20 protein-coding genes and 1 pseudogene are annotated in these 22,730 nt (G+C 67.4%); 12 read left to right on the top strand and 9 right to left on the bottom strand.

Annotation, left to right across the window (positions count from 1 at the left end):
- Nucleotides 1-53 precede the first annotated feature (53 nt).
- From NIBR502771_RS14125 to NIBR502771_RS14110, 4 genes are read right to left on the bottom strand one after another with little or no spacing between them, the layout of a single operon-like run.
- Nucleotides 54-1,517 carry a YdiU family protein gene (locus NIBR502771_RS14125; RefSeq protein WP_141160295.1) on the bottom strand — a complete coding sequence of 488 codons (1,464 nt, stop codon included), beginning with the start codon at nt 1,515-1,517 and terminating at the stop codon, nt 54-56.
- A complete protein-coding gene (locus NIBR502771_RS14120; RefSeq protein ID WP_141160294.1) occupies nt 1,501-2,448 on the bottom strand; it encodes a ribonuclease Z in 948 nt (315 codons plus the stop codon). Before NIBR502771_RS14120 ends, NIBR502771_RS14125 begins: the two co-directional genes overlap by 17 nt.
- On the bottom strand, nt 2,441-2,965 hold the full coding sequence (locus NIBR502771_RS14115; protein WP_141160293.1) for a DUF664 domain-containing protein: 525 nt from the start codon (nt 2,963-2,965) through the stop codon (nt 2,441-2,443). Before NIBR502771_RS14115 ends, NIBR502771_RS14120 begins: the two co-directional genes overlap by 8 nt.
- Nucleotides 2,966-3,011: 46 nt before the next feature.
- Entirely contained in the window at nt 3,012-3,443 is a 432-nt protein-coding gene (locus NIBR502771_RS14110; protein WP_141160292.1) for a hypothetical protein, read from the bottom strand.
- A 57-nt stretch (nt 3,444-3,500) separates the two neighbouring features.
- On the opposite strand from NIBR502771_RS14110, the gene NIBR502771_RS14105 reads away from it, so the two are divergent.
- From NIBR502771_RS14105 to NIBR502771_RS14075, 7 genes are all read left to right on the top strand, one after another.
- Entirely contained in the window at nt 3,501-4,700 is a 1,200-nt protein-coding gene (locus NIBR502771_RS14105) for an AI-2E family transporter (RefSeq protein ID WP_246839675.1), read from the top strand.
- A gap of 94 nt (nt 4,701-4,794) precedes the next feature.
- Nucleotides 4,795-5,661, top strand: a complete 867-nt coding sequence (locus NIBR502771_RS14100; RefSeq protein ID WP_141160291.1) for a universal stress protein — start codon at nt 4,795-4,797, stop codon at nt 5,659-5,661.
- A 42-nt stretch (nt 5,662-5,703) separates the two neighbouring features.
- Nucleotides 5,704-7,155 carry a DUF4389 domain-containing protein gene (locus NIBR502771_RS14095; protein WP_141160290.1) on the top strand — a complete coding sequence of 484 codons (1,452 nt, stop codon included), beginning with the start codon at nt 5,704-5,706 and terminating at the stop codon, nt 7,153-7,155.
- A 74-nt stretch (nt 7,156-7,229) separates the two neighbouring features.
- Nucleotides 7,230-7,697: a universal stress protein gene (locus NIBR502771_RS14090; RefSeq protein ID WP_141160289.1), complete on the top strand. Its 468-nt coding sequence runs from the start codon at nt 7,230-7,232 to the stop codon at nt 7,695-7,697.
- A gap of 49 nt (nt 7,698-7,746) precedes the next feature.
- Nucleotides 7,747-8,724, top strand: coding sequence for a polysaccharide deacetylase family protein (locus NIBR502771_RS14085; RefSeq protein ID WP_371706600.1), 978 nt, complete (start codon nt 7,747-7,749; stop codon nt 8,722-8,724).
- A gap of 21 nt (nt 8,725-8,745) precedes the next feature.
- Complete coding sequence (locus NIBR502771_RS14080) at nt 8,746-9,093, top strand: SHOCT domain-containing protein (RefSeq protein WP_246839674.1); 348 nt, start codon at nt 8,746-8,748, stop codon at nt 9,091-9,093.
- A gap of 41 nt (nt 9,094-9,134) precedes the next feature.
- On the top strand, nt 9,135-9,452 hold the full coding sequence (locus NIBR502771_RS14075) for a DUF3040 domain-containing protein (RefSeq protein ID WP_141160287.1): 318 nt from the start codon (nt 9,135-9,137) through the stop codon (nt 9,450-9,452).
- A gap of 3 nt (nt 9,453-9,455) precedes the next feature.
- Here the strand turns inward: NIBR502771_RS14075 and NIBR502771_RS14070 are convergent, their stop codons facing one another.
- Nucleotides 9,456-9,956, bottom strand: a complete 501-nt coding sequence (locus NIBR502771_RS14070) for a universal stress protein (protein WP_246839673.1) — start codon at nt 9,954-9,956, stop codon at nt 9,456-9,458.
- Nucleotides 9,957-10,201: 245 nt separating this feature from the next.
- On the opposite strand from NIBR502771_RS14070, the gene NIBR502771_RS14065 reads away from it, so the two are divergent.
- Nucleotides 10,202-10,876 (top strand): response regulator transcription factor, encoded by a 675-nt coding sequence (locus NIBR502771_RS14065; protein ID WP_168223144.1) that lies wholly within the window; start codon nt 10,202-10,204, stop codon nt 10,874-10,876.
- Nucleotides 10,877-10,891: 15 nt separating this feature from the next.
- Here the strand turns inward: NIBR502771_RS14065 and NIBR502771_RS14060 are convergent.
- Nucleotides 10,892-12,573, bottom strand: a pseudogene (locus NIBR502771_RS14060) (GAF domain-containing protein).
- 242 nt (nt 12,574-12,815) lie between these two features.
- Between NIBR502771_RS14060 and NIBR502771_RS14055 the strand changes: the two are divergent.
- The 4 genes from NIBR502771_RS14055 (at nt 12,816) to NIBR502771_RS14040 (ending at nt 17,172) form a co-directional block, all read left to right on the top strand.
- Nucleotides 12,816-13,274 carry a pyridoxamine 5'-phosphate oxidase family protein gene (locus NIBR502771_RS14055; RefSeq protein WP_141160286.1) on the top strand — a complete coding sequence of 153 codons (459 nt, stop codon included), beginning with the start codon at nt 12,816-12,818 and terminating at the stop codon, nt 13,272-13,274.
- 54 nt (nt 13,275-13,328) lie between these two features.
- Nucleotides 13,329-14,192 carry a universal stress protein gene (locus NIBR502771_RS14050; RefSeq protein WP_141160285.1) on the top strand — a complete coding sequence of 288 codons (864 nt, stop codon included), beginning with the start codon at nt 13,329-13,331 and terminating at the stop codon, nt 14,190-14,192.
- Between the two features lie 69 nt (nt 14,193-14,261).
- The gene (locus NIBR502771_RS14045) at nt 14,262-16,736 is read left to right on the top strand and encodes an HAD-IC family P-type ATPase (protein WP_141160284.1); all 2,475 of its coding nucleotides are present in this window, start codon (nt 14,262-14,264) and stop codon (nt 16,734-16,736) included.
- A gap of 13 nt (nt 16,737-16,749) precedes the next feature.
- Nucleotides 16,750-17,172: an Hsp20/alpha crystallin family protein gene (locus NIBR502771_RS14040; RefSeq protein WP_141160283.1), complete on the top strand. Its 423-nt coding sequence runs from the start codon at nt 16,750-16,752 to the stop codon at nt 17,170-17,172.
- A gap of 50 nt (nt 17,173-17,222) precedes the next feature.
- On the opposite strand, the gene ppsA is transcribed toward NIBR502771_RS14040, so the two are convergent.
- Genes ppsA through NIBR502771_RS14025 form a run of 3 tightly spaced genes read right to left on the bottom strand, consistent with a single transcriptional unit; the run spans nt 17,223 to nt 22,702 of the window.
- Entirely contained in the window at nt 17,223-19,640 is a 2,418-nt protein-coding gene (gene ppsA / locus NIBR502771_RS14035; protein WP_141160282.1) for a phosphoenolpyruvate synthase, read from the bottom strand.
- 33 nt (nt 19,641-19,673) lie between these two features.
- On the bottom strand, nt 19,674-22,244 hold the full coding sequence (locus NIBR502771_RS14030; protein ID WP_141160281.1) for a cation-transporting P-type ATPase: 2,571 nt from the start codon (nt 22,242-22,244) through the stop codon (nt 19,674-19,676).
- Nucleotides 22,241-22,702, bottom strand: a complete 462-nt coding sequence (locus NIBR502771_RS14025) for a universal stress protein (RefSeq protein WP_141160280.1) — start codon at nt 22,700-22,702, stop codon at nt 22,241-22,243. The genes NIBR502771_RS14030 and NIBR502771_RS14025 overlap by 4 nt, the downstream gene beginning before the upstream one ends.
- Nucleotides 22,703-22,730 lie beyond the last annotated feature (28 nt).

Raw genomic sequence — 22,730 nt, 5'->3', positions numbered from 1 at the left:
GGGAAACCGGCTGCCACCCTCCTGTCTTTAACGCACCCGCCGCGCCGCCGCGGTCAGGTCCCGCAGAACGTCATGTAGCTGCCGAAGTCCTCCGGCGGTCCCTGCATATAGCGTTCCAGGCCGGGCCGTTCAGTGAAGGGGTGGCTGACAGCTGCCAGCAGCTGCTGCAGCGGAGCCCGGTCCCCTCCGGTGGCTGCGGACAGCGCCTCCTCCACAAGGTGGTTCCGGGGAATGTACGCAGGATTCACGCTGTCCATCAGCTGAGCGTCCGGCTGGAGATCCTGCCACCGCACCAGCCAGGAATCAAGGGCGGCAAGGTCAAGGACCATGCCGCGCACGGGGCGGCGGTCCCCTCGGGCGGCTTTACCCAGGTTGCGGAAGAACAGGGTGTAGTCCACGGGTCCGTCCTTCAGCATGTCGAGGACATCATCCACCAAGGCCCCGGCGGCGCCGCTTTCATCGACGCCGTCCAGACCCAGCTTGGCCGCCATCCCCCGGGTCCATGCCTTGCTGTACTGGCCCCGGAAACCGCCCAGGACCTCCACCGCCGGGGCCACGGCTTTCTCCTGGTCCTGGTCAATCAGCGGGAGCACGGCCTCGGCGAGCCGGGCCAGGTTCCATTCGGCCAGGACCGGCTGGTTGGCGTAGGCGTAGCGTCCACCGACGTCGATGGAGCTGTAGACGGCGGCTGGGTTGAAGGCGTCCATAAATGCGCAGGGCCCGTAGTCGATGGTCTCCCCCGAGATGGTCATGTTGTCCGTGTTCATGACCCCGTGCACGAAGCCAATGAGCATCCACCGGGCGACGAGCTCTGCCTGGGCGGAGACAACTGCCGCGAACAGCGCAAGGTAGGGGTTTGCGGCATGGGCCGCCTGCGGGTAGTGCCTGCCGATGGCGTGGTCCGCCAGCCGCTTCAGGAGGTCCATATTTTCGGTTGCGCGCGCGTACTGGAAGCTGCCAACGCGCAGGTGGCTGCCCGCAACCCGTGCCAGGACGGCGCCGGGCAGCATGTCATCGCGCCGAACCTGCCGCCCGGTGGCCACAACGGCGAGCGAACGGGTGGTGGGAACGTGCAGTGCGTGCATGGCCTCACTGACAATGTATTCACGCAGCATTGGCCCGACGACGGCGCGGCCATCCCCGGCGCGCGCGAATGGCGTCCGCCCCGAGCCTTTGAGGTGGACGTCCACGAGGCGGCCGCTCCGGTCAATGACCTCGCCCAGCAGCAGCGCCCGTCCGTCACCGAGCAGGGGCGAGTACCCGCCGAACTGGTGCCCGGCATACGCCTGTGCCACAGGTGTGGCACCTGCTGGAACGTGGTTTCCCACCAAGAGCCGCACCCCCTCGGGGCTGCGCAGGTACTCCGGGTCAAGGCCCAGGTCCGCTGCCAGTTGGTCGTTCAGGACGAGGAGCTCCGGGCTGGGCGCTTCCTCGGCCCGCCAGGGCACGGCGAGTTCCGCCAGTTCCCGGGCGAATCGGCCATCGAACGTGACCGTGGATTCAGCTGCTGCCGTCATGGTTTAACCCTATCCCCGCAGTTGGACCGGCACCCTCCCGCGCCGGCTGCCGCCGCCGCGGAACGGGGATGCGGTCAAGGTCCTTGGCCGCGATCACGGTAACCCCCGGGGCCCGCGCCTGCGCTTGTCCTGCAAGCAGGGAGACGTCGTCACCGTACCGTGCGGAGAAGTGGGTGAGCACCAGGGTGCGCGCCCGGGCGGACGCTGCCAGCTCCCCCGCTTGCCCCGCAGTGAGGTGAAGGTACCGCTGAGCCAGGGTACCGTCGTCGTCACTGAACGTTGACTCGGTGACCAGCATGTCTGCCCCGTCCGCCAGCTCTTCTGCGCCGGGACACGGCGCCGTATCCATGATGAAGGCGAAGCGCTGGCCCGGCCTCGGACTGCTCATCTCTTCCAGCCTGACTGCCCCCAGTGCGCCATCGCGCTGGAGCCGGCCCACGTCCGGGCCGGAGATGTCTGCCCCCTGGAGCCGCTCCGGCAACAGGGTTCGTCCGTCAGCTTCCCGGAGCAGGTAGCCGTAGGTCTCGATGCGGTGCTTCAGGGGCCGGACCTCCAGGCCTTCCGCCACGGGCCCGGGGCCCGAATGCGGATGGAGCCGAAGGTCGATGCCGGGTGAACTGACTGACACCAGCGCCCGAACCACCGGGTCGCCGGAGGCCGGGTAGTGCAAATGGACAGGGTGCGGCACGCGGTTCAGTGCCATTCGGGACAGCACCCCGGGGAGGCCGTAGCAGTGGTCTCCGTGCACGTGGGTGAGGCAGATCCTGGTGATGTGGCTGGCCGCCACACCCGCATGGATCATCTGGCGCTGGGTGCCCTCGCCGGGGTCGAAGAGCAGGCCCGCGCCGTCCCAGCGAAGAAAGCAACCGTTGTGGTTCCGGGTCCGGGTTGGGACCTGGGAAGCGGTGCCCAATACCACCAGTTCACGCACCGCGGGCGTCTGCCGTCCCTGGGTGCAGGCCCCGCGCGTATGCCGCCTGGCCGACGTGCTGGAGGCAGTCCCCCAGGATACTGACCAGCCGCACCCCGAGGGTCACCGGCGGGTCCCAGTGCCGGTCAACCACCCGGTCCAGGTCGGAATCGACGAGGCCGTCGAGGACTCTGGCGGTCTGCCGGTGCACGGCTTCGTAGTACTCCTGGAGCAGTTCCCGGGGCGCCGTGACGGCATCCACCTGCTGACTGGAGTGCCCATAACCTGTGTCTCGCTCCCCGAGCGGAAGGCCAAAGCGGTCTACGAATCCTTCCGCCACCCAGACCTGTTCCAGGCCCGCGGCGGAGGCCACCTGCGCATCTTCAACCCGGCCCGTGTGCCAGATCAGCCAGGCAATTGAATTGCCCTGGCCGCCTGGGCGGTCCTGCAACTGCGCTGCCTCGAGGCCGTCGAGTGCCTGCCGGACCAGGCCAGGGAGCCGGCCGAAGGCTTCCTGCAGCAGTTCCTTGGATTGCATGGTTCTCCTCCCCACTTCGGGCCGGGCCTGTTACCAGGCCGGGTTGCTAGCGTTCCAGGTCGTCAGGCTCGAACTCGCTCAGGGGCGAGCCGCCAAAGTTTTCCTCGTCGTCGCTGGCGTCGGCCTCAAGGCCGGTGGGGACTTCCCCAAAGTCGACATCCGCGGCGGCTTCGCCGAGGGTGGGAGCGTCCGGCGGCACCTGCTCATCACCGGAGCGGTACCGCGCCTGGGCACTTTCATCCCGCAGTGCCTGGTCGCTCAGGAAGTCTTCCTCCCCGCCCGTGCGGGCCTCGTCCTGCAGCAACGGGTCTTCCTGCCAGCGGTCCGGGTTGTTTTCGGCAGCGCCGGGGTAGTTGTCCGGCTCCCCCGCCACGGGGTCCAGTTCAAGGGACGACGCCGCGCCCGGTCTTCCATCCAGAAGGACGTCGTCTTCCTCCACAAGTTCCAGTTCATCGTCGGGGACGTTTTGTTCAGCCATGGTGATGCCTTTCTGGTTGACTGTTGGGCAGACAATAGTAAGCATACTGACCACCAAATGCTGATGGAACATCGGGTGCACACGGCAGGCAAGGAGAAGGCCATGGAACGGATTGTTCCCCCCAACGGCGACGCGGCAGGCCCGTCCCGTCCGCAGTCCTTCACCGGCAGGATGTCGGTGCTGTGGACCGATGCCCTGGGCCGGGCAAGCATACGGGCCGTCCAGACGCTCGCCGTGCTGGCGCTCGCCTGGACGGTGGTGACGGCGGCTGTCCGGGTTCCGCTGGTCACCATCCCGGTCCTGGTGGCGCTGATCCTGGCCTCGGCGATGGCTCCCGCGGTCCGTTGGCTCGCGGCGCGCGGTTGGCCCCGCGCCCTGGCCGTCCTGTCGTCCTTCCTGCTGATCCTGGCCATTGCCGCAGGCGTGGTGGGCGGAATCATCGCCCTGGTCCGCCAGGAAGCCTCCGTGCTGGCGGCCCGGGCAGAAGCAGGAATCGGCCAGTTGCAGCAGTTCATCACCACCGGCCCCGTCGCCCTGACAAACGACCAGATCGGGGCCGCCCGCGCCGAGTTCCAGAAGTTCCTGGCCGGCGGCACCCTGGGCGCCGACGCGCTGACCGGGTTGAGGACTGCGGGTGAGATTGCAGCAGGTACGGTCCTGACGGCCGTCATCCTGTTCTTCTTCCTCAAAGACGGGGAGAAGATCCGGGCCTTCCTGATCGGGTTCCTTCCCGGAAGGCGCCAAGGGAAGGCCCATCTCGCTGCCGACCGCAGCATCGTGGTGCTCGGCGGATATGTGCGGGGAACCCTTGTCATTGCTGCCATTGACGCCGTCATCGTCCTGATCGGGCTCCTGGTGCTGAGGGTTCCGTTGGCAGTCCCCCTGGCGGCGGTGGTTTTCCTGGGTGGCTTCATTCCCATTATTGGCGCAACCACCGCAGGCAGCCTGGCCGTGCTGGTCGCCCTGGTCGAAAATGGGCCTGTTCCCGCGCTCATCGTCCTGGTGCTCCTGGTCGCGGCCAACCAGTTTGAGCACCACATCCTGCAGCCCCTCTTCATGGGCCGGGTACTGCGGATCCACGGTTTGGTGATCATCCTGGCCCTGGCGGCAGGAGCCACCCTGGCAGGTGTCATCGGTGCCCTGCTGGCGGTCCCGCTCACCGCCGTCGGCTGGACCGTGTACAAGACCCTGGCGGAAGGCGATGCGCCCGGCCCGGAGCCCGTTGCCCCTGACGGATCCGGGCCTGCGGGGTCCTGACCCGCGCTTCGTGACCTTTGGCCCTACAGCCCCGGGCGCACCGGGGACAGTCTTGACAGGCAGACCCGGATTACGAGGAGCAGGAAGTGCGGCCATGACATCCCAGAAACCCATCGCTGTGGGCACCAACGACTCAGCCCAGAGCCAGGCCGCCGTCCTGTGGGCAGCCCGCCGCGCCCACCGTGCGGGGCTGCCGCTGGTGGTCCTCCACGTGGTGGACGACCGCTGGGTTGCCGAGCCCTATCCATGGTTCGGGACGCTCCAGCAGGCGGGAGAGGAACTCCTCAAGACCGCCGTGGGACGCCTCGAAGGAGCCGTTCCCATCACCCCCGCAACTGAACTGCTCACCGGAAGCGTGGGCGGGTCACTGGCCAAGTACTCCAAGAAGACCTCGATGATGGTGATCGGTTCCGGCAGCGGGCACTTCGACGGATCCCTGGCCGACCGCGCACTCCAGGTCGCCACCGCCGCCAAGGTCCCTGTCGCCGTCGTCGGAACCCAGGACCTCGAGGGCAGGTCAGGGGTGGTGGTGGGCGTTGACGGATCGCCGGAGTCCACCCAGGCCGTGGCCTTCGCTGCCGCCGAGGCGGACCGGGAGGGAGACGAACTCACGGTGGTTTATGCGGTGAGCGTCCCCGACCCCATTGTCGACGCGGGCCTGACCCCGGCCACGCTCGCGGACCTCATTGTGGATGAGGACAGGGTGGTCCTCTCGGAAACCGTCGCCGGGCTGAAGGAAGACTACCCCGACCTGACCGTGCACCAGCGGCTGGAAACCGACAGGGGCCCGGTGGACGCGCTTGTCGGCACGGCGGCCGGAGCCCGGCTCCTGGTCGTCGGCAGCCGGGGCCGCGGCGCCTTCAAGCGTCTGCTGCTCGGTTCCACGGCCCACGGTGTCCTCAAGCACCTGCCCTGCCCCACCATCATCACCCGGACGCAGGCCGCCAAGAACGCCATCTAGGCCGCAGCGCCGGCCGCCCCGCAACGCGGAAGGTCCAATGCCATGAAGAAGACCGCGGCCATCATCATGCTCATCCTCGGGATCCTGCTGACCCTCCCGGGCCTGGGCGCGCTGGCAGGCGGGGCCGTGGCGTCAGCCGTGGGAACCATCCAGGGAGATGGCTACCTCACGTCCGGCACGTCCCGTTTCTCCGTCAGTTCCTACGCCCTGACCTCCCCGCGCGCCGACTCCATCGGAGACGATGTTCCGGGCAGGCTGCCCTTCGACGTCGGCACCCTGCGGCTGCGCGTTGAACCGGTGGCCGCGGACAAACCGGTCTTCATCGGCATTGCCCCGCAGGCCGACGCCGAACAGTACCTCTCCGGGGTTCACCACTCGGAACTGCTCAACATCCGCCAGCGGCCGTTCCGCGCCGAATACCGCGACGTACCGGGCGGCAACCCGGCTTCACCGCCCGCGGACCAGCGCATCTGGACCGCCTCCGCGTCAGGAACGGGAGCGCAGGAGCTCACCTGGAACATCACGCCCGGCACCTGGGAAGTGGTCGTAATGAACGCCGACGCCTCCGCCGGGATCGATGTGCAGGCGCAGGCCGGCTTCCGTTCCGACCTGATCCGGCCGGCCGCGACGGGGCTGCTGGTGGGCGGCATCATCGCCCTGCTGATCGGTGTTCCCCTCCTTATTATTGGGGCCGCCGGACTGGGCCGGCATACAGTTCCCCCAGCGCCATCCCCCGCGGGAACAGCCGCGGCCGAAGGGCTCCCCGGCTACCCGGCCCGGCTCTACGGCGAGATTGATCCGGCCCTTACCCGGTGGATGTGGCTGGTCAAGTGGTTCCTGGCGATACCGCACTTCATCCTGCTCTTCTTCCTCTGGTTCGCATTCGCCATCACCACCATCGTGGCCGGGTTCGCCATCCTGTTCACCGGCCGCTACCCGCGGGCACTCTTCGACTTCAACGTAGGCGTCCTGCGGTGGAACTGGCGTGTGGCCTTCTACGCTTACGCCGCCGTGGGGACTGACCTTTACCCGCCGTTCACGCTAAAACGGGCCAACTACCCCGCCGACTTCGAGGTGGACTACCCACAACGGCTCTCGCGCGGACTGGTCCTGGTCAAGTGGTGGCTCCTGGCCGTCCCCCACCTGCTCCTGGTGGGCGCCTTCGCGGGGACCACGGGAGCTGTCTGGCGGTGGCAGGCCGACGACAACGTCTTCGGCAGCACCTACGAACGGGGTTCCGGCCTGTCCCTGCTCGGCCTGCTGGTGCTGGTCGCGGCAGTGATCCTGCTGTTCACCGGCCGGTACCAGCGCCCGCTCTTCGATTTCATCCTCGGCATCGACCGCTGGATCTACCGTGTCCTGGTGTACACCGCTCTGATGCGGGACGAATATCCGCCCTTCCGGCTGGACCAGGGCGCCACCGAACCCGGCTGGCCCGCGGCGCCCCTTCCCCCGGCCCTTCCCCCGGCCGTGCCGCCGCCCGTTGCGCCATGACCTTCGGCCCTAGCCCCAGCACGCATCCGCAGGCATGATGGGCGGGACAACGCGGGTCCGATGAGGGAGCAGACATGAGCATTGCCGGGGCACCAATAGCCAGTATCGTTGTGGGCGTCGACGGGTCGGAAGCGTCCGTGGAGGCACTTCGACAGGCCCAGAGGATGGCCATGCCCCTCGGCGCCAAGGTCCAGGCCCTCGCCTGCTGGGAATACCCGCAAATGTACAGCGGCTACGTGATGATGGGCGTCGAGGGCTTCGAGGAGGGTGCCAGGAAAGTCCTCGACGACGCAGTGGAACAAGCCTTCGGAGGCGAGACCCCGGCCAACGTCACGTCGACCCTGGTCCGCAGCCATCCCCGCGAAGCGCTGATCGACGCCAGCCGCGAGGCCGACATGGTCGTGGTGGGCCGGCGGGGGCACGGCGGGTTCGGCGGCCTGCTCCTGGGCTCGGTCAGCTCCGCCATCGTGGCGCACGCGCATTGCCCGGTGCTGGTAGTCCACACTCCGGAGACCGGACCCGGCGGCCCCAAAGGTTCCTGAACGGAACATCGGCGGCAAGGACGGCTGACATCCAAGGCAGGTGATGGTGGTGCCGGCCGGTGAGGTACGACGACGGGCGGCCGCGATGGCGCTGGCCGCCGCCCTGGCGGTCCTCGCCATCATCCTGGCCCTGTTGCTTCCGGCACCCACGGCCGGACCGCCGTCGGCCGCTCCGTCCCCATCAGTGGCGCTTCCGCCGGCGCCGCCGGGATCACCCAATCCGCCGGCTCCGGGCGGTTCCGCGCCGGCGCAGGAGCTGCAGGAAACCGACACCCCCGAGGCAGGCCAGGCTCCGGTCCAGCCACCCGTGACCGAGCCGCCGGTTCCCGAACCAGGGCCACCCGAAGCTCCGGACCAGCCTCCGGAACCGCCCCGGCCGGTGCCGCTTCCGGAGTCCCTCCGGGGCCAGGACCTGACGGTAATCCCCGGCGCCGGCCGCGTAGTGGCCCTCACCTTCGACGCGGGAGCCAACGCGGCAGGGCTGGCAAAAATCCTGTCCGCCCTTGCCGCCCGCGGCGTGCCCGGGACCTTCTTCCTGACCGGGAACTGGGCGGCGAACAACCCGCAGGCCGTGGCGCAGATCGCGGCCGCCGGGCACCGGGTGGCCAACCATTCAATGACCCATCCGGTGTTCACCGGACTGGGCGATGACCAGATCGTCCAGCAGGTGCGCGGTGCAGAGCAGGCCATCCTGGCGGCCGGTGCCGACCCCAGGCCGCTGTTCCGCTTCCCCTACGGCGAACGCGACGCCCGCACCATCGCGGCGGTCAACGCACTGGGCTATGCGGCCGTGAGGTGGACCGTGGACACCCTGGGCTGGAAGGGGACCAGCGGCGGCGTGGACGTCCAAACGGTGGCAGACCGCGTCCAGGCGGGACTGCGGCCCGGCGAAATCGTCCTGATGCACATCGGGTCCAACCCCGACGACGGGACCACGCTCGATGCCGACGCCCTCCCCGGTGTCATCGACCGCGTCACGGCCGCGGGGTATGGTTTCGCCACGCTCGACGCCCTGCTGGGCCACTGACCCCGGGCCGGAACAGGACCAATGGCTCTCCCCCGCACCCCTGTGGGGCCAGATACTGGAACGGAAAGCGGGCGGCTGGCGTCCGCCTTCATGGGACCGGAGGTCGCGGAAGTGTACGGCTGGAACGATGGCATGGGCCTGTGGGGCTATGTCCTGATGAGCATCAGCATGGTGGTGGTCTGGGGTGCGATCATTACCGGCATCGTGCTGCTGGCCCGTTCCCTGCGGGCACCCTCCCCCTACGGCGCCCATCCACAGCCCCCTCGGACGGCCGAGGACGTACTGGCCGAGCGCTTCGCCCGCGGGGAGATCGACGCCGCGGAATACCAAAACAGGTTGGCCGTCCTGCGCGGCCACCCGGGTCCCTGAGACCGTCGTTCCCGCAGGCAAAAGGACAGTGGGCTGCAGCCATGCCACTCTCTGAATTCGAGAAACGCGAACTCGACCTGATCAGCAATGCCTTGGAGTCGGAAGACCCCAGGCTGGCTGCCCTGCTCAACAAGGATGCCTTTGCCGTTTCGCTGCGTACCCGCTTCCGGCGCGGACTGGCCCTGGTTGCCGCGGGCGCGGCCGTCCTGATCCTGGGGCTGGTGGTCCGGGTCCCGCTGCTGGGTATCGCGGGGTTCGCGGTCATGAACGGGGCAGCCTACTGGGCCATCAAGGACCTCCGCTGGTCCCTGCGCACCACCAACCGCCATGCCACCCAACTGGAAGGCAACAGCGAATAAGCGTCAGGGCGCGGCAGTGGAATGGGCCGCGCCGGCGTCAGCCTTGGCTCCGGCTTCCGGGGCGTGCACCACCAGCACCGGGCAGTAGGCATGGCTCACGCAGGCTGAACTGACCGAGCCGGGCACGAAGTTTCCGTGCCCCCGCCTCCCGACAATCAGCAGTGAGGCGTTTCGGCTCGCATCGATCAGTGCGGGGCCGGGCCTGCCGCGCACCAGGCGGGGGTGCACGAAGGACGGCACCTCACCGAAAGCGTCCGCCAGCGTCTGTTGGAGTACCTGGTCGGCGGCATACTTGAAGCCCTCGATCCCCACGGCGAGGTACACCCCGTAGCCCGCTGGAACGTCCCAGCATGCCCAGGCTTCCACCGGTGCTGAGAGGGGCTCCGCCATGGCCCGGGCCACCCGCAGCGCTGCGACGGATGCCTCGGATCCGTCCACTCCCACAATGATCCTGGGACGCTGGCCGGAGCCGGGCACCGCCGCCCCGTTCCCATGTTCTGCCACGTTGCCTCCTGTTTTCTCCCACCCCAGCGTGGACCGGAAGGGGTGCGGAGAACAGGGCCAAAGGTCATCACGGCGGAACGCTGCTGTGGTCCCGGCCGCAGCCGCGGCGGCGACCTGCGGGGCCGGCCGGACTTTGGTCCCTTCCCGCGCACCGCTGCGCAGGGAACAATGGGACCAGGCCCTTCCCGGGGGCCGCCCCGCGCAGGCGGGTTGAATCGTGGAGATTGTGGGAGCGTTCGGTGCAGATGCATGAGACTGGGGCTGATGAAGCGGCGGGATCTCCCGGGCAGGTCCGTGTGTTCATCCTTGATGACCACGAACTCGTCCGGCAGGGGCTGAAGGACCTGTTGGAGGGCGAAGGGTTCCTCGTGGTGGGCGAGAGCGGGTCCGCAGCAGAAGCCACGCGGCGCATCCCCGCGCTGCACCCGGACATCGCCATCCTCGACGGCCGGCTTCCGGACGGCACCGGGATCGAGGTCTGCCGGGATGTGCGCTCGCTTGATCCCCGCCTGCGCTGCCTGATCCTCACCAGCTACGACGACGAACAGGCCCTCCGGGGAGCGGTCCTGGCCGGCGCATCCGGGTACATCCTGAAGCAGATCAGGAGTGATGACCTCCTGGCCGGAATCCGGAGGGCTGCTGCCGGTGAGTCACTCTTTGATCCGGGAGTTGAGCAGCAGATCATTGCGGGCCTGTCCACGGCGCCTACCGACCCCCGGCTGGACGGCTTGAGCGCGCAGGAGAAGAAGGTCCTGGCCCTGATCGGCCAGGGGCTGACCAACCGCCAAATCGGCGATGACCTGTTCCTGGCCGAAAAAACCGTCAAGAACTACGTTTCGTCCATCCTGGCCAAACTGGGCTTCGAGCGCCGGACGCAGGCAGCAGTCTTCGTCACCAGGAGTTCCACGGACCCTGCCTGACGCCGCCGCCTGGGGCTACGCCAGCGGGACCGACCATTTCAGGCATGTGCCCATGCCGGGTGCACTGTCAATGGTGCAACTGCCCTTCAGTTGGCCTGCGCGTTGGCGCATGTTCGCCAGGCCGCTTTCGTGGCCCGGTTCGGTGAAGCCCCGGCCGTTGTCGCTGATGAGGAGCTGCACCTGGTCCCGGCCCACGGCCACCGACACCTGGATGTCTTCCGCCCCCGAGTGCCGCAGGGCATTGCTGAGTCCCTCCGACGCCACGGACAGCAGGTGGACGGCCACGTCTTCCCCCACCGAATCCACCGGCCCGTCCAGGGATACCTTGGGCGTCACCGCGTAGCTGCGGGAGCTTTCCCTGACCACGCGCAGGATCCGGCCGGTCAACGGTTCGCGTTCCTCGTCAGCGGTCCTGAGCGAGTAGATGGTGTCCCGCAGCTTGCGGATGGTGTCATCGAGTTCGGTGGTCACGGCGGCAATCCGTTCGTGCGCTACCGGGTCAAGGGTGTAGCGGCGCAGGCTCTGGATACTGAGTCCGGCTGCGAACAGGCGCTGGATCACCAGGTCATGCAGGTCCCGGGCAATCCGTTCACGGTCGGTGAAAAGGAGGTTCTGTTCACGCAGTGCGTTCACGCGGGCCAGGTCCAGCGCCAGGCCTATGCGGCTTCCAAAAACGGCACTGGACTCCGCTTCCGCCTGCGTGAACACGGGGGCCCCGTGGGCGCGGGCCAGGAGGAGCACCCCGTTGTTAGCGGAACTGTGCCCCAGCGGGCACACCAGGACGGAGCCGAGCTTCTCCGCCACCTCGCCGTCGAAAACCAGCCGCGGGTCCCGCGCCACGAATGAGCCGCCGTTCTGGATAACGTTGGACACGGCACTGGAGGCCATCAGTTCCTGGCCCGACTGGAGGCCTTGGACACCAAGGCATGACCGACACCTCAGGGCTCCGTCACCGGCAGGAACGGCGATCACCGCAAGCACCGAGTCGGAGACCTTCAATGCGGTGCCCGCAACGAGGTCGAGGTTATCCGGGTCCCCCGGTTGGGAGGCCATGATCAGGCGGCTGCTCAGTTCCATGCCTGCTTCCAGCCATCGCTGCCGCCGGCTGCTGTTTTCAAAGAGGCGGGCATTCTGGATTGCCACTCCGGCCGCGGCCGCCAAGGCAACGGCGAGATCCTCATCCTCCGCGGTGAAATCCTGGCCCCCTGCTTCTCGGTCAGGTAGAGGTTTCCGAACACTTCGTCGCGTACGCGGACAGGGACGCCAAGGAAGGTCTTCATGGGCGGGTGGTTCGGCGGAAACCCGGAGGTGATGGGGTGCCGGCCCAGGTCGTGGAGGCGCAGGGGCTTCGGTTCGCGGATGAGCAGGCCCAGGACGCCATGGCCGGTGGGCAGCTCGCCAATGGCACGGATACCTTGCTCATCGATGCCCACGGTTATGAAGTGGCTCAGCCTGCGGTCCTCGCCGATGACACCCAGCGCGCCGTACCCCGCCCCAACCAAGGCACAGGCCGAACGGACAAGGCGGTCCAAAACGGCCTCCAGGCTAAGGTCCTGGGCGAGCGCAACCACGGCCGCCAACAGTCCGTTGATCCGCTCCTGGTTGTCCGGCGGTTCGTCTCCCCGGACAGCGAAGTCCCGGAGCAGGTCCTCCACCGTGTCCCGCGTCGGGGAGCGCCACGGTTGCTCAGTGCCCACGTCCCACCTCCTGCGGAAGGAACCTGCGGCGCTGCGGATCCCTGGCGCGGTCTAAGTGTCCGAAACGGAAGTGCCGGCCTCCGCCCCCAATTCCGCCTTCACATGAGCATGAAGACGCTTCTCCTCCAATGGTAGGAGAGCAGGGCGAAAAATACCCTCAGTAGTCTTGGTATCGGCCCCCGGCCCGTTGGGCGGGACCTTCTTCCCTAGCCGCGGCGGCCCCACCGCCCTAGGCTACGGCCATGAACAGCGCAGCGACAGAACCGGAAATCAAGGAACTCGGCGTCCACGACTGCTGGCGGTACCTCCGATCCACGTCCCTTTGCAGGATCGCCTTCACCGACGGGGGCGGGGTGGAAAACTACCCCGTGAACTTTGTCCCCACTAACGGCACGCTGCTCATCCGTACCGGCGAAGGAACAAAGCTGGCCTCCCTTCCGGACCGGAAGGCGGTGGCCGTCGAAGCGGACGGAATGAACCAGTACGGCACCATCGCCTGGAGCGTCATCCTGAAGGGCCATGCCATGGTGGTGTCCGACGACGAGGAAATCAGGGACGCCATGGAGGCGGGCCTGTCCCCGTGGCAGCCGGGCCGGAAAAACGTCCTGGTCCGGATCACGCCGGAGGACATCAACGGCCGCCGGTTCGTCATCTCCGCCCCAACCCATTGGTGGCCGCCCCGGGAGCCCGCCGCAGACTAGGCCATGCAGCCCCACCCCTCACCACTCACGAAGAACCAGCAAAGGATGGTCCCCATGGCACCTGCCAAGCCAATCGCCGTCGGCATCTCAGAAACTTCCGCGGCCAATGCTGCCCTGATGTGGGCAGCTGCCCGGGCCAACCGGCTCCACTGCCCGCTCGCCGTCGTGAACGTTGTTGACGACCGTTGGATGGCAGCAGAAGTCCTGCCGTACCTGGAAGTCCTGCGTGAATCCGGCCTTGGGCTGCTGAAGGAGGCCGGCGAAAAGGCCACCGCCGCCCAACCGGGCCTGGAGGTCTCGCTGCAGCTCCTCGAAGGCGGCGTGGGGGCTGCACTGGGTGATTATTCCAAGAATGCCTCCATGCTTGTCATCGGGACCAGCGGGCACAACCGCGGCGCCCTGACGGACCGGGCGCTCCAGGCGGCTGCAACGGCCGAGTGCCCCGTGGCCGTCATCGGCGACGGCCAGTCGGAGGGCCGCGGCATCCTGGTCGGCGTGGACGGGTCACGGGAGGCAACCCAGGCAGTAGCGTTTGCGGCCGCCGAAGCTGACGCGCTGGGCGAGGAGCTGACCATTCTCTACGCTTTCACCGGCCCCAACCGGTGGATCGCTGCAGGACTCCCGCAGAGCAGCTTCGCCACCCATGTGGTCGAGGAGGAACGGATCGTGCTGTCCGAAACAGAAGCCGGCCTCCGGCAGGACTATCCGGACCTCGCGGTACACACCGTCATGGAAACCGTGCTGGAACCGGCGGACGCCCTGCTGCGCGCTGCCGCCGGCGCCCGGCTGCTGGTCCTGGGAAGCCGCGGAAAAGGTGCCTTCGGGAGGTTCGTCCTGGGGTCCACGGCGCATGCCGTGCTCACCCAACCACCGTGCCCCACCGTGATCACCCGGATGCACAAGCAACACGACGGCTGACCGGGCCTGCCGCCTGGCCGCACGATGCCGATACCTGCGGACCCCAGCCCACCGCGCCCGGGAGTGGACATGCGCCGTTCCCGGGACGGGCTCTCCACCGCCGAAGTAGGTGAGCGGACCGCTGCCGGGCGCGTCAACAGTGTGCCGACGGCAACCAGCAGGAGTGCCGGCGAGATCATCCAGGCGAATGTGTTCACCCTCTTCAATGCGGTGGTGGGAGGGTGTTTCATCCTGCTGCTGGTTTTGGGCCAGTGGCGGGACGCGCTCTTCGGCCTGTCAGCAGTCAGCAACTCACTGATCGGCATTATCCAGGAGTACCGGGCCAAGCGGTCCCTCGACCAGCTGGCCATATTGCAGGCAGCCAGGAACATGGTGGTCCGGAACGGTGCCCGGGAAGTCATCTCCTCGGAAGATCTGGTTCCTGATGACCTCGTTTTGCTCAATGCCGGAGACCAGGTCACGGCAGACCTGTTGCTCATCGGCAACAGCCCGCTCGAAGTTGACGAGTCCCTGCTGACCGGCGAATCCGAGCCCGTCCCCAAACAGGACGGGGCCGTCCTGCTGTCCGGTTCACTGATCCTCGCGGGAAACGGGCAAGCCACCGTGCTCCGGGTTGGACCTGAAACGTCCGCTTACCGGCTGGCCGCCGAGGCACGGCGGTTCTCCCTGGTCACGTCGGAGATCCGCAGGAGCCTGGAGAAGGTCTTCACCGTCATCACCTGGCTGCTCCTGCCCGTTGCCTTGCTGCTCACTAATGCGCAGATGCAGGACCAGGGCGGTTGGGGCGGAGCGATGGGATCGGGACGGTGGGTACCGGCGGTCGTGGGAGCCGTCGCCGGCATCATGGCCATGATTCCCCTGGGGCTCCTCCTGATGACCAGCGTGGCGTTTGCCGTGGGCGGGCTTCGGCTTGCCCGCCAGAAAGTCCTGATCCAGGAACTCGCCGCCGTGGAAGTACTGGCACGGGTGGACGTCCTCTGCCTGGATAAAACGGGCACACTGTCCTCCGGCTCCATGGTCTTCGATGCCGTCCACCACACCGGGGACGTCTGCCCACCCGGGTGGCGGCGGGCGGTGGAATGGTTTGGCGCCAGCCCGGACGCGAGCAGTACCGCTGCGGCGATCGGGGCAGCCTTTCCTGCCGAGATTCCGCTCACGGAGCAGGATTCAGTCCCGTTCTCCTCCGCCCGGAAGTGGAGTTCGGTGACGTTCGCGCCGGAATCCGCCGCTCCCGGAACGTGGGTCCTCGGAGCCCCCGACTCGGTGCTCGGCTCCCCTGGCTGCGGCAAGGTGCACGGCATGGCGGTGGCCCTCGCATCCACCGGGCTGAGGACGCTGGCACTGGCACATCTCCCGGGACCGCTGCCGCCGGATGCCGCAGGGACTGACCTGCCGCCGGAGCTGGTGCCGGTCCTGCTGCTCACCTTCCGTGAGAGCATTCGTGCCGACGCCGCGGCAACGCTGGATTACTTCCGCCGGCAGGGGGTTACCGTCAAGATCATCTCCGGTGACGATCCCCGGACGGTGGCAGCGCTGGCCCGCGGGGTGGGCTTTGGAACCGGGACTGCCTACGACGCACGGACGCTTCCCGGCGATCCGCTCCTGCTGGAGGAAGTCGTCGAGTCCCAAGACCTCTTCGGAAGTGTGACGCCATCCCAGAAGCGGGACCTGGTCCAGGCCCTGAAGCGACGGGGACATACCGTGGCAATGACCGGGGACGGAGTGAACGACGTCCTGGCCCTCAAGGAGGCGGACCTGGGAATCGCCATGGACTCGGCGTCGCCTGCGACCAAGGCCGTGGCACGTATGGTCCTCCTCGACGGGCGTTTCGAAAGGCTGCCCGCTGTAGTGGACGAGGGACGCCGCGCCATCAGCAACATCGAACGCGTCTCCCTGGTCTTCCTGAGCAAGACCGTCTACGCAACGGTCATCTCCGTGGTCACCGGCATCCTGTTACTGGCCTTTCCGTTCCTGCCGCGCCAGCTTTCCGCCCTGGACGGCCTGACCATCGGCCTGCCGGCGTTCTTCCTGGCCCTGCAGCCAGGCGGCCAGCGCTACGCCGCCGGGTTCCTGCGGCGTTCCCTGACCTTCGCGGTCCCGGCAGGAACCTGCACGGCCCTGTGCGTCCTGGCGGTCAGCGCATATGGGCAGTTATGGGGCGGACACAGCCTTGCGTCCGCGCAGTCTGCGGCCACCATAACCCTGGGACTGGTGGCGGCGTGGATCCTGGTGATGGCATCGCGCCCCCTCAACTGGACCAAGGTGCTGATCCTCGCCGGGATGTACGCGGGACTGGTCCTGTTGTTCAGCCTCCCATTGACGCAGGACTTCTTCCGGGTGGAGTGGCCGCCCTCCGGACTCCTTGCCGTGTCCGTTGCGGTTGCGGTTGCCGGGTGCCTGGCCATCGAAATTGTTGGCCGTTTCACCCGCCGGCCGTCCACGCCTGCCCGCGGAACAGGGCTGGGACCTTTGGCTCTGGAACCGGATTCCCGGGAAGGGGATGGTGGAACTGCCGGGCAACGCGATGGACCGGCATCCACCTGAGCAGGAGACAACAATGAATGACCTGATGAAATGGTTCGACAACCGCCGCTCCCCCATGGACGTCATCGAACGCCTTTTTGAAGGCGATGTGGGGACGTCCGCCATCCGGGTTGAAGAGATGGTGGACGGCAATACGCTGGTGGTGCGCGCCGAACTGCCCGGCGTCGATCCGGAGAAGGACGTGGACGTGACGGTCACCGACGGCGTCCTGACGATCAAAGGCGAACGGCAGGAAAAGAAGGAACACAAGGACAAGGACAGCTACCGTTCCGAGTTCCGCTACGGTTCGTTTGTCCGGCGGATTCCCCTCCCAAGTGGAGTTCAGCAGGGCGACATAACGGCATCGTACAAGGATGGAGTCCTTGAAGTCCGGGCGCCAATGCCGGACCAGGGACAGGCAGCCGCGGCGTCGAAGATCCCCATTAGCCGGGGTTAGGAACAGCCAGGTTACGACGCCGGTGCCTGGCCCTGTGAGGGCCAGGCAGTTTATTGCCCCTTGGCCAGGGCTGCCTCCGCTGCCGCAATGACGGGCAGCGTCCTGACGTAGGTATCAGGATTCAGGGACACCGAGTCGATTCCCTCCCTGACCAGGAACTCCGCCAGGTCCGGATGGTTGCTGGGCCCCTGTCCGCAGATTCCGATTTTGATGCCGGCGGCGTGGGCCTTGCTGATCGCCTGGGCAATCATGGACATCACTGCCGGGTCCCGCTCATCGAACAATCCAGCAAGCTCCTCGGAGTCGCGGTCCACACCCAGCACCAGCTGGGTGAGATCGTTGGACCCGATGGAGAAGCCGTCAAAACGCTTGGCGAATTCCCCGGCCAGGACCACGTTGGACGGGATTTCGCACATCATGTAGAGCTGGAGCCCTTCCTGGCCGCGGACCAGCCCTTGCTCCTCCATCGCCTCGATGACCTGGTCCGCCTCGCGCACGGTGCGGCAGAACGGAACCATGACAATGACGTTGCCGAATCCAGCCCGTTCCCGCACGCGTTTGAGGGCCCTGCACTCGAGTGCGAACCCTTCACGGTAGTGGCTGCTGTAGTAGCGTGAGGCGCCGCGGAACCCCAGCATGGGATTTTCCTCTGCACGCTCGAAAGCACTGCCGCCAATGAGGTGGCTGTATTCGTTGCTCTTGAAGTCGCTGAGCCGGACGATCACCGGCTTGGGGTGGAAGGGCGCCGCGATCTTGGCTATTCCGGTTGCCAGCACGTCGATAAAGTACTCCTGCGGATCCGGGTAGCCGCTGGTGAGCTGCCGTATCAGGGCGGCCTCTTCCGGATCCGCAACTTTTTCGGGATGGACCAGTGCCATCGGGTGGATGCGGACCAGGTTGTTGATGATGAACTCCATGCGGGCCAGGCCCACGCCGGCGGCGGGTAAACGCCACCACTTGAAGGCTGCCGCCGGGCTCGCAATGTTGATCATCACGGCCGTGCGGGTGGCTGGCAGTGCATGCATGTCCACGTCTTCCACGGAGAACTCCAACAGCCCCTCGTAGACGCGGCCCTCCTCGCCTTCCGCGCAGGACAAGGTGACCTCGACGCCGTCGGAAAGCACCTCGGTGGCGTTGCGGGACCCCACGACGGCGGGCACCCCCAATTCGCGGCTGACGATCGCTGCGTGGCTGGTTGGACCGCCGTGGTCGGTGATGATGCCCGCGGCCCGCTTCATGATGGGCACCCAGTCCGGGTCAGTCATCCGGGTGACCAGCACGGAGCCATCAACAAAGGACTCGATGTCCTTTGCATCCTGGACCACGCATGCCCGGCCTTTGGCGATGGAGTCGCCGATTGCTGCTCCTGTGACGAGGACCCGGCCGGGCTTTGCCAGGTGGTACGTGCGGAAGCTGGACGTGCTCCGGCGCGCCTGCACCGTTTCCGGCCGGGCCTGCACCATGAAGAGTTCGCCGGTCACGCCGTCCTTGGCCCACTCCATATCCATCGCACGGCCGTAGTGGTCTTCTACGGCCACTGCCCACCGGGCCAGCAGGACCACTTCCGTGTCATTCAGCACCAGCGAGCGCTGCTCCCGCTCCGTAGTATCGACCATCCGGGTCCGGGCATCCCCGCCCTGGCTGTAGACCATCTTGCGTTCTTTGGCCCCGATCTCCCTCTCGATGACCGGGCTGAAGCGCTGGTCTGCGAGGAGCCCCTTGAAGACCTGGTACTTGTCCGGGTTGATGGTCCCCTGCACCACTGTCTCCCCCAGTCCCCAGGCCGCACTGATAACCACCACGCCGGGGAATCCGGATTCGGTATCGAGCGAGAACATCACGCCGGATGCGCCAACGTCCGAACGGACCATGTGTTGCACGCCGACGGACAGGGCAACGTCCATGTGGCCGTAGCCCTTCATTTCGCGGTAGCTGATGGCCCGGTCCGTAAACAGCGAGGCGTAGCAGCGCCGGCACGCGTCGAGCACCCCGCGCTCGCCGGCCACGTTAAGGAAGGTTTCCTGCTGCCCGGCAAAGCTGGCATCCGGCAGGTCTTCCGCTGTGGCGCTGCTGCGGACCGCAACGGAAACCGCGGGCTGCCCGACCCGTTGGCAGAGGTTCCGGTAGTGCTCCTGGATGTCTGCGGCGATGCTTTCCGGGAAGGTTGCCTGCAGGAAGAGTTCACGGATCGCGGCCCCCGCCTGGCGCAGCGTGAGGGTCCCGGCGCGCTGTTCCTCCATGTGCATCTTGATCCGGGGCTCCAGGTTATTGGCAGCAAGGAATGCCCGGTAGGCGGCCGCCGTGGTGGCGAACCCTTCGGGAACCCTGACTCCTGCGGATTGGAGGGCCCGGCTGAGCTCCCCGAGGGAGGCGTTCTTTCCTCCCACGGAGGGGATGTCCGCGATTCCGGTGTCCTCGATCCATACGACGTTCGCGACTGTAACGGAGGATTCTGCGGCGGCACTCATGGCTCGATTCTTGCCGGGGGCAGCAGGGGGCAGTCAGAGGCTTTGGTCCTTGGTGCGGCGCAGGCGCCCCCGGACGGATTTGTGCATCCAGTCCGCCAGCAGGACAGCGGGGGCTGCCAGGAGGGCGAGGAGGAGCCCTTCGGGGGGCGGCGGGGACTGGCCCAGCAGCGCAGCGAGCGACGGCAGGTACAGGCACGCCCCCAGGATGGCAGCTTCTGCGAGCACGGCCCAGACCAGGAGCCGGTTCGTTCCCCAGCCCAGTTTCCATGGGGGCACCGTGGCGCTCCGGCAGGCAAAGGCGTTGGCGAGTTGTCCCAGGACGACGGCGGTGAAGGCGGCCCCGGAAGCGGCCATCAGCAAGGGCACCTGTGGGTCCCGTCCCCGGGTCCAGCCGCCGCCTGCCAGGACAGCGGAGAACACGGCCATTTCGACTGCTGCTTCAACCGGGCCCAGGATGCAGAACACGCGGATGATCAGGCGCCGGTCCATGAGGTGCCGGCGTTCGGGCGGTCGGGTCAGCACGCGCCTCCCCGGCGGCTCGGCACCCAGGGCGAGCGCCGGCAGCAGGTCGGTGCCGATGTCCAGGGCGAGGATCTGGAGGACACCCAGGGCCAGCGGAAAGTGGCCGCCGGAGAGCGCCCAGATGACGAAGGGGGTCAGTTCGGCCACGTTGTCGGTGAGGTGGTAGGTGAGGAAACGGTGGATGTTGGCGTACGTTGCCCGGCCTTGTTCGATGGCGGCCACAATGGTGCCGAAGTGGTCATCGAGGAGGACCAGGTCCGCGGCTTCGCGCGCCACGTCGGTTCCGCTCAGGCCCATGGCCACCCCGATGTCGGCTTCACGCAGGGCCGGGCCGTCGTTGACGCCGTCGCCGGTCATGGCTACCACGTGCCCGCGGGACTGCAGGGCCCTGGCGACCCGAAGTTTTTGCTCGGGTGAGACCCTGCTGACCACCACTCCGTCACGGTCCAGGAGTGCTCCGAGCACCTGGTCGTCTTCCGGCAGTGCTGCGCCTTCCAGTACGTATTCCGGCGTTCCCGTCAAACCAATCTGCCGGGCGATCGCGGCGGCAGTGGCCGGATGGTCCCCGGTAATCATGGTCACCCTTAGACCTGCCTGCCGGGCTGTGCGGATCACGTCCCCAACGTCCGGCCGCGGCGGGTCCTGCAGCCCGATCAGGCCCAGCAGTTCCATGCCCGTTTCGAGCTCCGCTGCGGCCGCGGACTGCCATGTTCCAGGGGCACCTCCAAGCCGCCGGCGGGCCACCGCAATGACACGCAGGCCCCGGTTCGCCATCACGTCCACCTGGTCCCTGACCGCGCCAGGAACGGACTCACACACGGGAAGGACGGTTTCCGGGGCACCTTTGCAGAAAAGGTCCTGCCCCACGATCGCTGACTCCCTGCGCCGGGCAGGATCGAACGGGAACCGCCGCGACGGCACGGGCGCGGACACTGTGCCCGTCAGCCTGCGTGCCAGGACGTCCATGGCCGCTTCCATCGGATCACCCTGGGCACGCCATTGTCCGTCGTGGAGCTCGGCACGGCCCTGGGAAGCGGTGCGGGCGGCGAGCGCGGCCTGGGCAGCTTTCTCGACGCCACGGCCTTCGATGTGCGCCTCGGGGGCATACCCATCCCCTGCCACCTGGATGGCGCCGTCGGCCGTGAAGACTTCGACGGCGTTCATCCGGTTCTGCGTCAGGGTCCCGGTTTTGTCCGTGCATATAAAGGTGGTTGAGCCCAGGGTTTCCACTGCTTCGAGGTTGCGGACCAGTCCCTTGCGCGATGCCATGCGCTGGGCGCCCATGGCCAGGGACAGCGTGACGGTGGGCAGGAGTCCTTCCGGCACCAGCGCTACGGCAACGCCAATGGAGAACAGGAACGAATCGCGCCACTGGAAACCCACCAGCAGCGATGCCAGGAAGAAGACCGCCGCGATGCCCAACGCCATGCCCGCCGTAACCCGGACAATCCGCCGCAATTCCAGGGACAGGGGCGTTGGTGGCGGAACGGCAGCGCTGGTGAGGGCGGCGATCCCCGCGAGCCTGGTCTTGGCGCCTGTTGCGGCGACGGCGGCCTCTCCGTAACCGTTGACCAGGAAGGTGCCGCCCCAGGCCTGGCCCCCTTCGGATTTGGGCACCGGGTCGCTTTCGCCCGTCAGCATCGATTCGTCCACCGCGCAGGCCTGGGCAGTCAGGAGGACCACATCTGCCGGTACGCGGTCGCCGGCAGACAGCAGCACCACATCTCCCACCACCAGTTCACTGGCGTGGACCTTTCGCACCTTTCCGTCCCGCCGGGCCAGTACGTCCGCCGGCAGCAGTCCCCGCAGTTTCGCGGCGGCGTGCTGGGCGCGTTCCTGCTGGATGTGGGCGAACACCCCGTTGACTATGACGACGACGATGATCGCCACTGCCAGTTGCGGCATGTCCGCGATGAAGGCCAGCGCGGCGGCGCACCACAGCATGAGGGCGAAGAAGTGCGTCATCTCGCCCCAGAGCTTCCGCCACTGGGATACGGGTTTCTCAGTGGGGAGCTGGTTGGGGCCTGCCTGTTTCAGGAGTTGCGCGGCCTCCGCTGAGCTCAGGCCCTCAGCGGTCCTCACACGGCGTCCGCCTCCTGCCCTACCAGGAGTACCGGGCAGTTGGAGTGGGCTGCGCAGGCCTTGCTGACCGAGCCCATGGCTGCCTTCAGCAGGCCGCCCTCGCCGTGCCGTCCCACCACCAGCATCTGCGCTCGCCGGCTCTCCTCCACCAGCACCTTTGCCGGTGGTCCGAACTTGATGGTGACGTCGATGTTTTCGGGCCGGTCGCCGGAAAAGGCCCGGCCCAGGGCGTCCTCGACCAGCCGGCCCGCCGCATCCTCAAGCCTGGCGGTGAATTGCCGGTCCGCCCCTTCGAGGCGTGACATCACCAGGTAGTCAGGCATCCCGACGCAGGAGATGACTTCGAGGCGGGTGCCCAGACGGGCTGCAAGCGTGCCCGCGTAGCGAAGCGCGGCGGAGGAGTATTCAGAACCGTCCACACCCACGATGACGGGCTTGGCCCCTGTTTCTGCGTTCATGGGAACCACGATCCCGGCCGGGCAATGC

Source organism: Pseudarthrobacter sp. NIBRBAC000502771 (genome assembly GCF_006517215.1).
Lineage (GTDB): Bacteria > Actinomycetota > Actinomycetes > Actinomycetales > Micrococcaceae > Arthrobacter > Arthrobacter niigatensis.
The sequence above is the reverse complement of the archived record's forward strand: the minus strand, read 5'-3'. Positions and strand labels throughout refer to the sequence as shown.

Bases quoted from the DNA above. Each gene is read 5' to 3' on its own strand.
- NIBR502771_RS14045 (WP_141160284.1), top strand. From the start codon at position 14,262: ATGCGCCGTTCCCGGGACGGGCTCTCCACCGCCGAAGTAGGTGAGCGG.
- NIBR502771_RS14100 (WP_141160291.1), top strand. From the start codon at position 4,795: ATGACATCCCAGAAACCCATCGCTGTGGGCACCAACGACTCAGCCCAG.
- NIBR502771_RS14115 (WP_141160293.1), bottom strand. From the start codon at position 2,965: ATGCAATCCAAGGAACTGCTGCAGGAAGCCTTCGGCCGGCTCCCTGGC.
- NIBR502771_RS14105 (WP_246839675.1), top strand. From the start codon at position 3,501: ATGCTGATGGAACATCGGGTGCACACGGCAGGCAAGGAGAAGGCCATG.
- NIBR502771_RS14050 (WP_141160285.1), top strand. From the start codon at position 13,329: ATGGCACCTGCCAAGCCAATCGCCGTCGGCATCTCAGAAACTTCCGCG.
- NIBR502771_RS14125 (WP_141160295.1), bottom strand. From the start codon at position 1,517: ATGACGGCAGCAGCTGAATCCACGGTCACGTTCGATGGCCGATTCGCC.
- NIBR502771_RS14090 (WP_141160289.1), top strand. From the start codon at position 7,230: ATGAGCATTGCCGGGGCACCAATAGCCAGTATCGTTGTGGGCGTCGAC.
- NIBR502771_RS14065 (WP_168223144.1), top strand. From the start codon at position 10,202: ATGCATGAGACTGGGGCTGATGAAGCGGCGGGATCTCCCGGGCAGGTC.
- ppsA (WP_141160282.1), bottom strand. From the start codon at position 19,640: ATGAGTGCCGCCGCAGAATCCTCCGTTACAGTCGCGAACGTCGTATGG.
- NIBR502771_RS14025 (WP_141160280.1), bottom strand. From the start codon at position 22,702: ATGAACGCAGAAACAGGGGCCAAGCCCGTCATCGTGGGTGTGGACGGT.
- NIBR502771_RS14075 (WP_141160287.1), top strand. From the start codon at position 9,135: ATGCCACTCTCTGAATTCGAGAAACGCGAACTCGACCTGATCAGCAAT.
- NIBR502771_RS14110 (WP_141160292.1), bottom strand. From the start codon at position 3,443: ATGGCTGAACAAAACGTCCCCGACGATGAACTGGAACTTGTGGAGGAA.
- NIBR502771_RS14040 (WP_141160283.1), top strand. From the start codon at position 16,750: ATGAATGACCTGATGAAATGGTTCGACAACCGCCGCTCCCCCATGGAC.
- NIBR502771_RS14095 (WP_141160290.1), top strand. From the start codon at position 5,704: ATGAAGAAGACCGCGGCCATCATCATGCTCATCCTCGGGATCCTGCTG.
- NIBR502771_RS14055 (WP_141160286.1), top strand. From the start codon at position 12,816: ATGAACAGCGCAGCGACAGAACCGGAAATCAAGGAACTCGGCGTCCAC.
- NIBR502771_RS14080 (WP_246839674.1), top strand. From the start codon at position 8,746: ATGGCTCTCCCCCGCACCCCTGTGGGGCCAGATACTGGAACGGAAAGC.